This is a genomic window from Pseudomonas sp. TE24901, assembly GCF_054058375.1.
In genome coordinates this window covers 214,677-227,685 of the sequence record NZ_JBSSAF010000002.1, presented here as the reverse complement: position 1 = coordinate 227,685, position 13,009 = coordinate 214,677, and the positions used below count along the sequence as shown (strand labels likewise).

The 13,009-nt window shown below is 60.0% G+C and carries 16 protein-coding genes; 9 read left to right on the top strand and 7 right to left on the bottom strand.

The window, feature by feature from the left end:
- Positions 1-3: 3 nt before the first annotated feature.
- The 8 genes from lptC to ACVWVP_RS04705 all read left to right on the top strand — a co-directional run bounded on the left by lptC (position 4) and on the right by ACVWVP_RS04705 (position 5,504).
- A complete protein-coding gene (lptC, locus tag ACVWVP_RS04740) occupies positions 4-576 on the top strand; it encodes an LPS export ABC transporter periplasmic protein LptC (protein ID WP_178922701.1) in 573 nt (190 codons plus the stop codon).
- Positions 563-1,096, top strand: a complete 534-nt coding sequence (gene lptA / locus ACVWVP_RS04735; protein WP_178922699.1) for a lipopolysaccharide transport periplasmic protein LptA — start codon at positions 563-565, stop codon at positions 1,094-1,096. The genes lptC and lptA overlap by 14 nt, the downstream gene beginning before the upstream one ends.
- Entirely contained in the window at positions 1,096-1,821 is a 726-nt protein-coding gene (gene lptB / locus ACVWVP_RS04730; protein ID WP_016974288.1) for an LPS export ABC transporter ATP-binding protein, read from the top strand. Before lptA ends, lptB begins: the two co-directional genes overlap by 1 nt.
- Positions 1,822-2,005: 184 nt before the next feature.
- On the top strand, positions 2,006-3,499 hold the full coding sequence (locus ACVWVP_RS04725; RefSeq protein WP_176995080.1) for an RNA polymerase factor sigma-54: 1,494 nt from the start codon (positions 2,006-2,008) through the stop codon (positions 3,497-3,499).
- Positions 3,500-3,574: 75 nt separating this feature from the next.
- Positions 3,575-3,880: a ribosome hibernation-promoting factor, HPF/YfiA family gene (gene hpf / locus ACVWVP_RS04720; protein ID WP_003171804.1), complete on the top strand. Its 306-nt coding sequence runs from the start codon at positions 3,575-3,577 to the stop codon at positions 3,878-3,880.
- A 10-nt stretch (positions 3,881-3,890) separates the two neighbouring features.
- The gene (gene ptsN, locus ACVWVP_RS04715; RefSeq protein ID WP_259171946.1) at positions 3,891-4,355 is read left to right on the top strand and encodes a PTS IIA-like nitrogen regulatory protein PtsN; all 465 of its coding nucleotides are present in this window, start codon (positions 3,891-3,893) and stop codon (positions 4,353-4,355) included.
- Positions 4,356-4,357: 2 nt separating this feature from the next.
- Entirely contained in the window at positions 4,358-5,215 is an 858-nt protein-coding gene (gene rapZ / locus ACVWVP_RS04710) for an RNase adapter RapZ (RefSeq protein WP_178922695.1), read from the top strand.
- A gap of 16 nt (positions 5,216-5,231) precedes the next feature.
- Complete coding sequence (locus ACVWVP_RS04705) at positions 5,232-5,504, top strand: HPr family phosphocarrier protein (protein WP_010213120.1); 273 nt, start codon at positions 5,232-5,234, stop codon at positions 5,502-5,504.
- A 104-nt stretch (positions 5,505-5,608) separates the two neighbouring features.
- Here ACVWVP_RS04705 and ACVWVP_RS04700 read toward each other — a convergent pair whose 3' ends face one another.
- From ACVWVP_RS04700 to pmbA, 6 genes are all read right to left on the bottom strand, one after another.
- The gene (locus ACVWVP_RS04700; RefSeq protein ID WP_178922693.1) at positions 5,609-6,502 is read right to left on the bottom strand and encodes a ZIP family metal transporter; all 894 of its coding nucleotides are present in this window, start codon (positions 6,500-6,502) and stop codon (positions 5,609-5,611) included.
- Between the two features lie 32 nt (positions 6,503-6,534).
- The gene (locus ACVWVP_RS04695; RefSeq protein ID WP_176995083.1) at positions 6,535-7,146 is read right to left on the bottom strand and encodes a superoxide dismutase; all 612 of its coding nucleotides are present in this window, start codon (positions 7,144-7,146) and stop codon (positions 6,535-6,537) included.
- 1 nt (position 7,147) lies between these two features.
- Positions 7,148-7,591: a hypothetical protein gene (locus ACVWVP_RS04690; protein ID WP_178922691.1), complete on the bottom strand. Its 444-nt coding sequence runs from the start codon at positions 7,589-7,591 to the stop codon at positions 7,148-7,150.
- 27 nt (positions 7,592-7,618) lie between these two features.
- The gene (locus ACVWVP_RS04685; protein ID WP_178922689.1) at positions 7,619-8,995 is read right to left on the bottom strand and encodes a class II fumarate hydratase; all 1,377 of its coding nucleotides are present in this window, start codon (positions 8,993-8,995) and stop codon (positions 7,619-7,621) included.
- A complete protein-coding gene (locus ACVWVP_RS04680) occupies positions 8,988-9,383 on the bottom strand; it encodes a FagA protein (RefSeq protein WP_178922688.1) in 396 nt (131 codons plus the stop codon). Before ACVWVP_RS04680 ends, ACVWVP_RS04685 begins: the two co-directional genes overlap by 8 nt.
- 147 nt (positions 9,384-9,530) lie before the next feature.
- Entirely contained in the window at positions 9,531-10,877 is a 1,347-nt protein-coding gene (gene pmbA / locus ACVWVP_RS04675) for a metalloprotease PmbA (RefSeq protein ID WP_178922687.1), read from the bottom strand.
- 108 nt (positions 10,878-10,985) lie between these two features.
- Between pmbA and yjgA the strand changes: the two genes are divergently transcribed.
- Positions 10,986-11,507, top strand: a complete 522-nt coding sequence (gene yjgA, locus ACVWVP_RS04670) for a ribosome biogenesis factor YjgA (RefSeq protein ID WP_457404551.1) — start codon at positions 10,986-10,988, stop codon at positions 11,505-11,507.
- Positions 11,508-11,554: 47 nt separating this feature from the next.
- On the opposite strand, the gene tldD is transcribed toward yjgA, so the two are convergent.
- Entirely contained in the window at positions 11,555-12,997 is a 1,443-nt protein-coding gene (gene tldD / locus ACVWVP_RS04665; RefSeq protein WP_178922686.1) for a metalloprotease TldD, read from the bottom strand.
- Positions 12,998-13,009: the final 12 nt, after the last annotated feature.

Below are 13,009 nucleotides of genomic sequence, written 5' to 3'. Positions count from 1 at the left end.
TTTATGCTGAGCAAAAAGATTCGCAACTTCCTGCTATTCGGGGTCATCGCCGCGCTGTTCCTCGCGGTGGGCTACTGGAATATCAGCCCGGAGCGCTTCCTCGACAAGCCTGTAGCGCAGGTTGACGACGGGGCCATCGACTATTACGCCATCAACGCCAAAAGCGTGCAGTTCCTGCCCGACGGCAAGGTGCAGTACGAAATGACGTCGGACAAGGTCGAGCACTTGAAGGCTACTGAAGTGACCTTGCTGACCAATCCCGACATGAACATCTATCGCGGCACCGAGTTTCCGTGGCACGTCACCAGCAAGCGTGGCGAGGTCAACCCGGACGGCACCCAAGTAGAACTGATCGACTCGGTACGCGTTGCGCGCACTGACGACAAGAACCGCGACACCGTGATCACCACCAGTCGCATGACCGTATTCCCGCAGAAGCAATATGCGCAGACCGAGCAAGACGTTAGAATCGACGGCGCTGGCGGTGTATCGACTGGCAAGGGAATGAAAGCGTATTTGAAAGAAAGCAGGATACACCTGCTATCGAACGTAAGAGGACAGTATGAGGCTCGTTAAAACTCTCCCTATTTTGCTCGGTCTGGGCGCAGCACTGGGAAGCGTGAGCGCCTGGGCTCTGCCGAACGATAGCCAGCAACCGATCCACATCCAGGCTGACGATGCGCAGCTGGATGACAAGCAAGGCGTCGCGACCTACACCGGTGGCGTGATCATTACCCAGGGCTCGATGAAGATCACTGGCAACACGGTGACACTGACCCGCACCAAGAGCGGCGACATCGACGTCGTGACCTCGGTGGGCAACCTGGCCTATTTCGAACAGAAGCAGGCACCTGCCGACACCGCCCCGATGAAGGGCTATGGCAAGACCATTCAGTATCACGCCCAGCAGAACCGCATTGTCCTGATTGACCAGGCCAAGGTCGTCAGCACCGACGGCAACACCACGGAAGGTGAAAAAATCACCTATGACACCGTGAAACAGGTCGCCAACGCCGGTCGCGCCAATGGCAACAAGGTCACCGCACCTCGTCCGCGTATCGACATGGTTATCCAGCCGAAGAAGAAGGCCGAGTAATGGCAACCCTGAAAGCCCAGCATCTGGCCAAGGCCTACAAAAGCCGTCAGGTCGTGCGCGACGTCAGCCTGTCGATCGACAGCGGCCAGATCGTCGGCCTGCTCGGCCCCAACGGTGCCGGCAAGACCACCTGTTTCTACATGATCGTCGGCCTGGTCCAGGCAGATCAGGGTCGCGTACTGATCGACGACCTGGATGTCAGCCACCAGCCGATGCACGGTCGTGCTCGCGCCGGTATCGGCTATCTTCCCCAGGAAGCGTCGATCTTCCGCAAACTGTCGGTTTCGGACAACATCATGGCGATCCTGGAGACCCGTAAGGAACTCGACCGTGACGGCCGCCGTAAGGAGCTGGAAAGCCTGCTGCAGGAATTCCATATCAACCACATCCGCGACAACCTGGGCATGAGCCTGTCCGGTGGCGAGCGTCGCCGTGTGGAAATCGCCCGCGCATTGGCCACCGCGCCGAAGTTCATCCTGCTGGACGAACCGTTCGCCGGCGTCGACCCGATTTCGGTGGGCGATATCAAACAGATCATCCACCACCTCAAGGCCAAGGGGATCGGCGTACTGATCACTGACCACAACGTTCGCGAGACCCTCGATATCTGTGAAACCGCTTATATCGTCAACGATGGCCAATTGATCGCCGAAGGCGACTCCGCCACCATCCTGGCCAACGAACTGGTCAAGGAAGTGTACCTGGGCCACGAGTTCCGCCTGTAAGCGTCGCGGTGTCAGGCCGAACGCCAGCGCGCGCGGGAGTCAATAAAAACCTCAGTTTTTTTATTGTTACCGCGCTCTAGGCAAAGCCCCCGATATCAGGCATATAATTTGCTTATGTTTGGCGCTCACGCGCCCTGTCGTGGATGGCGCATTGCGCCGGCGAATAAGGTGTTAAGCCCCTGCCATGAAACCATCGCTAGTCCTGAGAATGGGCCAGCAGCTGACGATGACACCGCAGCTGCAACAGGCCATCCGCCTGCTCCAATTGTCGACCCTGGACCTGCAACAGGAAATCCAGGAGGCCCTGGAGTCCAATCCGATGCTCGAACGCCAGGAAGAAGGCGACGACTTCGACAATGCAGACCCGCTGGCTGACAACATCGAGCAAAAACCCAATTCCGACGTGCAGGAACCCTCCTATCAGGAAACCGCCCCGACGGTGGACAACCTGGAGGACGGCGAATGGAACGAACGCATTCCCAACGAGCTTCCCGTGGACACGGCCTGGGAAGACGTCTACCAGACCAGTGCCAGCAGCCTGCCAAGCAATGACGATGACGAGTGGGACTTCACCACCCGCACGTCAGCCGGCGAGAGCCTGCAGAGCCATCTGCTGTGGCAACTGAACCTGGCACCGATGTCCGACACCGATCGCCTGATCGCCGTCACCCTGATCGACTGCATCAATAACCAGGGCTACCTGGACGAAACCCTTGAGGAAATCCTTGAGGCATTCGACCCGGAACTGGACATTGAGCTGGACGAGATCGAAGCCGTCCTGCACCGAATCCAGCAATTCGAACCGGCCGGCATTGGCGCCCGCACCCTCAGCGAGTGCCTGCTGCTGCAATTGCGCCAACTTCCGGCCAAGACGCCTTGGCTTGCCGAGGCCCAGCGCCTGGTCAATGACTACATCGACCTGCTGGGCAGCCGCGACTACAGCCAGCTCATGCGCCGCATGAAGCTCAAGGAAGACGACCTGCGCCAGGTCATCGAGCTGGTCCAGAGCCTCAACCCACGCCCCGGTTCGCAGATCGAGTCCAGCGAAGCTGAATACGTCGTCCCTGACGTGATCGTACGCAAGGACAACGAGCGCTGGCTGGTGGAGCTTAACCAGGAGTCGGTACCACGCTTGCGCGTCAACCCGCAGTACGCCGGTTTTGTACGTCGTGCCGACACCAGCGCCGACAACACCTTCATGCGCAACCAGTTGCAGGAAGCGCGCTGGTTCATCAAGAGCCTGCAAAGCCGCAACGAAACCCTGATGAAAGTCGCCACCCAGATCGTCGAGCACCAGCGCGGCTTCCTGGAATACGGCGACGAGGCGATGAAGCCGCTGGTGCTGCATGACATCGCCGAAGCAGTGGGTATGCATGAATCGACGATCTCCCGGGTGACCACGCAGAAATTCATGCATACCCCACGGGGTATTTATGAACTGAAATACTTTTTCTCCAGCCACGTCAGCACCTCCGAAGGCGGCGAATGCTCGTCCACGGCGATCCGCGCGATCATCAAAAAACTGGTTGCCGCTGAAAATCAGAAAAAGCCATTGAGTGACAGTAAGATCGCTGGTTTACTGGAGGCACAAGGCATTCAGGTCGCCCGTCGAACCGTCGCCAAGTACCGCGAGTCCCTCGGGATCGCGCCTTCCAGCGAGCGTAAGCGTTTGATGTGACGGGCGGGCCACAGCGTTCCAGTGGCAGGCACCCCGGCCTGCCGCTTTATGCACTGGCAACGAAGGAGAAGCTGTATGCAAGTCAACATCAGTGGACACCAGCTGGAAGTCACCAAACCCCTGCGTGAATACACCGAAAGCAAGCTGAACAAGCTGGCAGGGCATTTTGACAAGATCACCAACGTGCAGGTCATCATGGAGGTCGATAAGCTCAAGCAGAAAATCGAGGCCACCCTGCACGTACCGAATGCAAAGCTCGTCGCCAATGCGGAGCATGAAGACATGTACGCGGCGATCGACTCGCTCTACGACAAGCTGGACCGCCAACTCATAAAGCATAAGGAAAAGAATCTGCACCTGATGCAAGGTACAGGTCGTTAACTCTCCCCCCATGATCCGACTTGAAACCATCCTGACCCCCGGCCGTTCACTCGTGAACGTGCCGGGCGGCAGCAAGAAAAAAGCCCTCGAACAAATTGCCAACCTGATCGCGCGCGAAGTGCCGGATCTGGAGATGCAAGATGTCTTCGACGCGCTGATTGCCCGTGAAAAACTCGGCTCCACCGGTTTTGGCAACGGCATCGCCATCCCCCACTGCCGTCTCAAGGGTTGCGAAACACCTGTCAGTGCCCTGCTGCACCTTGAAGCTCCCATCGATTTCGACGCCATCGACGGCGCCCCGGTCGACCTGCTGTTTGTCCTGCTGGTCCCGCAAGCCGCCACCGATGCGCACCTGGAACTGCTTCGGCAGATCGCCAGCATGCTTGACCGCAAGGACGTACGCGACAAACTGCGCGGCGCCAGCAGCAATGAGGCGCTTTATCAGGTTGTCCTGGATGAACAGAACGGGCAGTAATCATGCGTTTGATCATCGTCAGCGGCCGCTCCGGCTCGGGTAAAAGCACTGCCCTCAATGTCCTTGAGGACAACGGCTTTTATTGCATCGACAACCTGCCGGCCGGCCTGCTGCCGGAGCTGGCGGAACGCGCACTGATCCACACCGAGCTGGCCCAGCCCCTGGTTGCCGTTTCGATTGATGCCCGCAACCTGCCCAGCCACCTTGAGCGTTTTCCGCAACTGCTCGAGGAGGTCAGGGCCAAGCATATTCATTGTGATGTGCTGTACCTGGACGCCGACGAAGAAACCCTGCTCAAGCGCTTTTCCGAGACCCGCCGACGTCACCCCCTCAGCAGCCCCCATCGCTCCCTGGCAGAAGCCATCGAGGATGAAACCAAGTTGCTGGGCCCGATCATTGACCTCGCCGACCTCAAGATCAACACCACCAGCCTCAATCTGTATCAGTTGCGCGATGCCATCAAGCTGCGCCTGCTCAACCAACCGGAACCTGGCACGGCGTTTCTCGTGGAGTCGTTCGGCTTCAAGCGCGGCATGCCGGTGGACGCCGACCTGGTGTTCGATGTGCGCTGCCTGCCCAACCCTTACTGGAAGCCGGAACTGCGCGAACAATCCGGGCTGGACTTGCCTGTAGCCGAATACCTGGCCGCGCAGCCGGATGTTGAAGAGATGTTCCAGGATATCTCCAGCTACCTGCTCAAATGGCTACCCCGCTTTGCCGCGAGCAATCGCGCGTACGTCACCATTGCCATCGGCTGCACCGGTGGTCACCACCGCTCCGTCTACCTGACCGAGCGCCTGGGCCAGGTGCTGCAACAAACCCTCAAGAACGTCCAGGTCCGCCACCGCGACCTTAGCTGAAAGGAACACCTGCGCGATGCCCGCTCTGGAAATTGAAATCATCAACAAGCTAGGCCTGCACGCCCGTGCCTCAGCCAAATTCGTCGGCGTGGCCGGGCAGTTTCCTTGCCAGATCCGCGCCGGTCGCACACCGGAATCGATGGTCGACGGCAAGAGCATCATGGCCATGATGATGCTGGCAGCCGGCAAGGGCACCAAGATTCACCTGAAGACGGAAGGCGAACAGGAAGACGAAGCCATGGCTGCACTGGTGGCGTTGATCAACAACTACTTCGACGAAGGCGAATAGCCCCATCCCTTGTAGGAGCCCGGCTTGCCGGCGATGAGGCCTTTGAGTCAGGTGTTGGACCTGAGGACGCCATCGCCGGCAAGCCGGGCTCCTACAGAAGCGATTTATCCCAAGGCCGTGTCCATCACCATCATCAAGCAGAAGCCGATGCACAGCCCCAGGCTGGCGAGCTTTTCGTGACCATTGCGCCGCGACTCCGGGATGACCTCGTGGGTCACGACCAACAGCATCGCACCCGCCGCCAACGCCAACCCAAGCGGCAACAGCACTTCGGCCAGGCTGACCAGCCAGGCGCAAAGCACTGCGAATACCGGCTCCACCAAGCCTGACGCTGCGCCGATCAAGAACGCCTTGACCCGCGACATCCCCGCGCCGGCCAATACCAACGCAATCACCAGGCCTTCGGGTACATCCTGCAAGGCGATGCCCATGGCCAGGCTGTCGGCATCTGGCATGCCACCGCCTGCGGAGACGCCCACGGCCATGCCTTCGGGAATATTGTGGGCAATGATGGCAAACACGAACAACCAGATACGTGGAGGAATCACAGGCTTATCCGGTGTGCCCACCAACATTTCCGGGCTCGCACCGGAGACCTTGCGGTCGACCAGGTACAGCCCGAAGGCGCCCAGCATGATGCCGAAGCTGATCAACCCACTGGCGCCCCAAGGCGAGAGCCCCAGGGTTTCAGCGGCGGCAATGCCCGGCACGATCAACGAAAACGCGGTCGCAGCCAGCATCACACCCGCCCCAAACCCCAATAAGGTATCGCTGAGTGCGACGGGCATCCGGCGAATCACCAACACCGGCACCGCGCCCAATGCGGTGCCGAGCGCGCAAATCGCCCCGCCCTGCAACGCCCGCAGGATGCGCGGTTCGAGGTCCAGCCAGGCCAGCCCGTGAGCCACCAGCAATGCAGTACCTGCCAACAGCAGCAGCGAGCCAAACGCATAACGAAACATTCGCCCGCTGCTGATCGCCAGTGTTTCAGTGCCCATAGTCGGCCTTAGATCTTGTTATTGGATGAATATCAGGCCAATGCGGCCTGGTAGCGTGCGGCGACTTCCGGCCAGTTGATGACGCTGTAGAAGGCGTTGATGTATTCGGGGCGGCGGTTCTGGTAGAGCAGGTAATAGGCGTGCTCCCAGACATCCAACCCCAGGATCGGCGTGTTGCCGCTCATCAACGGGCTGTCCTGGTTGCCGCTGCTTTCCACCACCAATGTCTTTTGCGGGGTGACGCTCAGCCACGCCCAACCGCTGCCGAAACGAGTCAGCGCGGCCTTGGTGAATGCTTCCTTGAAGCTGTCAAAACCACCCAATTGCTCATCGATGGCCTTGCCCAACGCGCCCTCTGGCTTGCCGCCGCCTTTTGGCGACATCACGGCCCAAAACAGTGAATGATTGGCATGGCCACCGCCTTGGTTGATGACCGCAGCCCGCAGTTTTTCCGGTAATTGCTGCACGCTGGACACCAGCCTCTCTACCGGCCAACCCGCAAACTCGGTGCCCTCGACCGCCGCGTTGAGGTTGTTGATGTAGGTCTGGTGATGCTTGGTGTAGTGAATCTCCATGGTTTGCGCATCGATATGCGGCTCAAGGGCGTCATAGGCGTAGGGCAAGGCTGGCAACGTGTAAGTCATCTCAATGGGCTCCGTAATAAGGACTGTGGCGGGTCGACGCATCCGTTTGCGCCGCAGTGCCGCCCAGCAAGCGGTGGGTACGAGGGTACTCACCGTGATCGCTGATGAAATTCAACAGCTCGACATAGGTCTTGCTGCTCTGGCGCAAGGCCGCTTCGCGCAGTTGCGGGCTCAGCCGTGGGTCCTGCATGGTCTGGAGCAGGCGTTGGTGAATAGCGCACAGGTATTCCGCGCTCTCCTCCGGCTGGTTCAGGCGCAAATGCAGGTCCGCCAGGTTGTGATGGGAAATGACGCAAGCCGCCACTGCTTCGTCGGCATCCGCCCAGCGCTCGAATAACACTTGAGCCAGGGCCAAGGCTTGCAAATAAGCTTCCCGAGCGTCGACCAACTCGCCCGCCATAAAGCAGCGATTGGCCCGTTCGATCGTGCGTTTCCAGTGCTCCATGGTGAGCCTCCAAAGCAGGGTCGGTGGTTACACGCCGCCAGCCGTGAGCTTTTCCGGATCCAGCAGGACCTCCAGTTGGCTACGGGGCAAGTCGGTGTGCTCGAGGGCGACATCAATCACCGGGCGGCCTTGCTGATAGGCCTTCTTGGCGATTTCAGCAGCCTTTTGGTAACCGATGATCGGGTTGAGTGCAGTGACCAGGATCGGGTTGCGCGACAAGGCTTCTTTCAGCTTGCCTTCGTTGACCTTGAAGCTCGCAATGGCCTTGTCTGCCAGCAAACGGCTGGAATTGGCGAGCAATTCGAGGCTGCCGAGCAGGTTTTGGGCGATGATCGGCAACATCACGTTGAGCTCGAAGTTGCCTGACTGGCCGGCCACGGTAATCACGGTGTCGTTGCCGATGACTTGCGCGGCCACCATGGCGGTCGCTTCCGGAATCACCGGGTTGACCTTGCCGGGCATGATCGAAGAGCCAGGCTGCAGGCCCTCCAGCTCGATTTCGCCCAGGCCCGCCAGAGGACCGGAGTTCATCCAGCGCAGGTCATTGGCGATTTTCATCAACGAGACCGCTGTGGCTTTCAGTTGACCGGATACGGCAACGGCGGTGTCCTGGGAGCCAATCAGTGCAAACAGGTTTTTGCCCGGGGTGAATGTCACGCCGGTGAGATGGCTCAGTTGCTGGCTGAAGCGCACGGCGAACTCAGGGTGCGCGTTGATCCCGGTGCCCACTGCCGTGCCACCTTGAGCCAATGCCTGCAGGCTTGGCAGCAAATCCTGCAAATGGCCGATATTGGCCTTCAATTGCTGCGCCCAGCCGTTGAGCACCTGGCTCATACGCACCGGCATCGCATCCATCAGGTGGGTGCGGCCGGTCTTGATGAACGGATGAACCTCTTCGGCCTTCTGCTCGATCACCTGCACCAGGTGCAGCAGGGCCGGCAGGGTTTGCTCGTGCAAGACCAAAGCGGCGCTGACGTGAATCGTGGTCGGGATGATGTCGTTGCTGCTCTGGCCACAATTGACGTGGTCATTGGGGTTGACCGCCTCACCGAGCAAACGGCTGGCGAGGGTAGCAATCACCTCGTTAGCGTTCATGTTGGAGCTGGTGCCGGAGCCGGTCTGGAAGATATCTACTGGGAAATGCGGCATGAAGTCGCCTTCGAGCAGGCCCTGGGCAGCATCGACGATGGCCTTACCCTGCCCTTCGCTGATCTGCTTGAGGTCGACGTTGACCTTGGCGGCCGCTGCCTTGGCCAGGATGAGCGCGCGAATGAATTGCGCCGGCATGCGCTGATGACTGATCGGGAAGTTGTTCACCGCGCGCTGGGTTTGTGCGCCATACAAGGCCTCGGCCGGCACTTGCAGTTCGCCCATGCTGTCGCGTTCGATACGGGTGTTACTCATCGTTAGATCCTTGCACCAGGTCGGAGTGAGAAATAGACGGCAGCAATTCGCAGGTTGCCAATTGCCAGGCAAAGGTCTGCCAGCGCTTGAGGCGGCAGGCACAGAGGGAGAGTTTTTCCAGGTCGCGCAGTGGGCGCCAGGCCTGGTCCAAACACAGGGATCGCCAGTGCCAGGGCAGCGCGATATCGGTGGCGGTGTCGATCAGGAGACGGAACGAGGTTTCGGCAATCGTCCACGGATGGGTCGCCGTGCAGCACGCCAGGTATCGCCCCTCATTGAGGTAATGTTCGATCAGGCGAGGTTCATTGGGGTCGAGGCCGCAGCGAATCTGACGACTCATCCAGCGCCAGCTTTCCAGGTACGGATCCTCATGCAGGACAGAACTCATGATCCACACTCATTCGGTAATGATATTTATTATTAAATGATATTGAGAATCAAAACAAGAGTGGCACTTTAATCGGACTGAAACGCGGCCATGAAAAAAGGCGCGCCCTCTGCAAGATGGCGCGCCTTTTTGTTTAGCGTGTGAGGATCAACTGCCGGCGACAGTCATCCGCTCGATCAGCACAGAACCCGTGCGAATGTTGCTGCGCAGTTCCAGGTCATTACCCACGGCAACGATCTGCTTGAACATATCGCGCATGTTGCCGGCGATGGTCACTTCCTGGACCGCGAACTGAATCTCACCGTTCTCTACCCAGAAGCCCGCCGCACCACGGGAATAATCCCCGGTGACCATGTTCAAGCCGTGGCCCATCAGCTCAGTCACCAACAGCCCTCGCCCCATCTTCCGGAGCAGCGCCGCCTGGTCTTCATCGCCATGGGTGACGAACAGGTTGTGCACGCCCCCCGAGTTGGCAGTACTTGGCAGGCCGAGTTTGCGGCCTGCATAAGTGCCCAGTACGTAGGACACCAATTCACCTTTCTCGACGAACGGCTTGGCATAGGTCGCCAGACCATCACCGTCAAACGCCGAGCTGCCCATGGCACGCATCAAATGCGGACGCTCATCGATGGTCAGCCACTCCGGAAACAACTTCTGGCCGATGGCCCCTTCCAGGAACGAAGACTTGCGGTACAGGTTCCCACCGGAAATCGCCCCCAGGAAACTCCCGAACAAACCACCCGCCAGCTCCGCCGAAAACAGCACCGGCACTTCGCAGGTGGGCACCGGGCGCGCACCCAGGCGGCTCGCGGCACGCTGTGCAGCGCGCTGGCCGATGCTGACCGGATCGGCCAGCAGCTCACCTTGACGGTTCACGTCATACCAGTAATCGCGCTGCATCTGGCCATTGGCCTCGGCGATCATCACGCAGCTCAAGCTGTGACGGGTAGACGCGTACCCACCGATAAACCCATGGCTATTACCATACACACGGCAACCCTGGTGTGTGCTCAACGTGGTGCCATCGGCGTTCTTGATGCGGGTATCAGCGTCGAACGCTGCCGCTTCACAGGTCAGCGCCTGTTCGATGGCCTGCTCCGGCGTGATGTCCCACGCGTGGAACAGATCGAAATCCTTCAAGTCCTTGGCCATCAACGCCTTGTCAGCCAGGCCCGAGCTTTCATCTTCGGAGGTGTGCTTGGCAATCGCCAAAGCGGCAGCGACAGTCTCGCGGATCGCCTCCGGGCCGCTGGCCGAGGTACTGGCAGAGCCTTTGCGCTGCCCAACATACAAGGTGATGCCAAAGCCCTGGTCGCGGTTGAACTCGACGGTCTCTACTTCCCGCTGACGCACTGAAGTCGACAGCCCCTGTTCCAGCGACACCGCCACTTCACAGGCACTCGCCCCCTGGCGCTTGGCCTCGGCAAGGATCTGCTCGACTTGTTCCTGCAGTGCCGGTAACGCTTGCGGACCGACGCTTTGGGCTGCACTCATGGTTTTCTCCACTCAAATTCTGCTTTCGGTTAAGGCCATCGAGCGACCGGGCCGGACAAGCGGCCCCCGACTGGTTATCATGGCGGCGTTTCTTTGCGGACTGCCACCATGGTTGATTCTTACGACGACTCCCTCGATGGGGAGAAAAGCAAATCCCAGGTCAAACGTGAGCTGCATGCTCTGGTTGACCTCGGCGAGCGCCTTACAACGCTCAAGAAGGATTTGATTGCAAAACTGCCACTGACCGACGAAATGCGCCGGGCCCTGGCCGATGCACCCAAGCACACCGCGAATATCGCGCGTAAACGTCACATCGCGTTTATCGGCCGGCTGATGCGTGATCAGGACACTGACGCCATTCTCGCCTTGCTCGATCAAACCGATGCCTCCACCCGCCAGTACAACGAACGCTTCCACAACCTGGAACGTTGGCGTGACCGCCTGATCGCGGGCGATGACGCCATGCTGGAGAAATTCGTGGCCGAGTACCCGGACGCGGATCGCCAGCAACTGCGCTCCCTGATCCGACAGGCTCAACACGAACTGGCGCATAACAAGGCGCCGGCCACCAGCCGTAAAATCTTCAAGTACATCCGAGAGCTGGACGAGACCCAACGCGGCCTGCGTTGATCCTCTTCCCCGGGTGGCGATCTTCGCCACCCGAAGCTCCACCTTCCTTACGAACCCGTGCCACCCACGGTGATCGCATCAATTTTCAGCGTTGGCTGGCCGACACCCACCGGCACCGACTGCCCATCCTTCCCGCACGTCCCCACGCCACTGTCCAGCGACAGGTCATTACCGACCATCGACACCTTGCTCATGGCTTCCGGCCCGTTGCCAATCAACGTCGCCCCTTTGACCGGCGCGGTAATCTTGCCGTCTTCGATCAAGTACGCCTCGCTGGTGGAGAACACGAACTTGCCGCTGGTGATATCCACCTGGCCACCACCGAGGTTGGCGCAATAGATACCGCGCTTTACCGAGGCAATGATTTCCGCAGGGTCGCTTTCGCCACCGAGCATGTAGGTGTTGGTCATGCGTGGCATGGGCAGGTGCGCGTAAGACTCGCGGCGACCGTTACCGGTACGCGCCACGCCCATCAGCCGGGCATTGAGCTTGTCTTGCATGTAGCCCTTGAGCACGCCGTTTTCGATCAGCGTGGTGCATTCGGTGGGTGTACCTTCGTCGTCGACGCTCAGCGAGCCACGGCGACCGGCCAGGGTGCCATCATCGACAATGGTGCACAGCTTGGACGCAACCCTTTCACCCATGCGCCCGCTATAAGCCGAACTGCCCTTGCGGTTGAAGTCACCTTCCAGGCCATGGCCCACCGCCTCGTGCAGCAGCACACCGGACCAGCCCGACCCCAACACCACCGGCAACGTGCCCGCTGGCGCCGGGATGGCTTCCAGGTTCACCAGCGCCTGGCGCAGCGCCTCACGGGCATAGCCCATGGCACGGTCCTCGGCGAGGAAATAACGGTAGTCGGTACGCCCGCCACCGCCATGACCACCGCGCTCGCGGCGACCGTTCTGCTCGACGATCACGCTGACGTTGAAGCGCACCAGCGGCCGCACATCGGCCGCCAGCCCACCATCGGTGGACGCCACCAGGATGCGCTCCCACACGCCGGCCATGCTCACGGTGACCTGCTGGATACGCGGGTCGAGGGCACGCGTGGCGGCGTCGACACGCTTGAGCAGCTCGACCTTCTCGGCACGACTGATCACTTCCAGGGGGTTATCCGGCGCATACAACTGGGCCACATCCTGGGTGCTGAACGCCTGCACCGTGCCATTTTGCCCAGCACGGGAGATCGACCGCGCAGCGCGTGCCGCCAGGCCCAAGGCTTCCAGGGTGATCGCATTGCTGTAGGCAAAGCCGGTTTTCTCACCGGATTGCGCACGCACGCCCACACCCTGGTCAAGGTTGAAGCTGCCTTCCTTGACGATGCCGTCTTCCAGGGCCCAGGACTCGGAGATCTGCCCCTGGAAATACAGGTCGGCCGCGTCGATACCCGGCCCGGCCAGATCGCCGAGCACGGTTTGCAAACTTTCGATGGTCACGCCACCGGGTGCCAGGAGGTGTTCACTGACTGAGGACAACAACTCGCTCATAGGTTTGGCCTT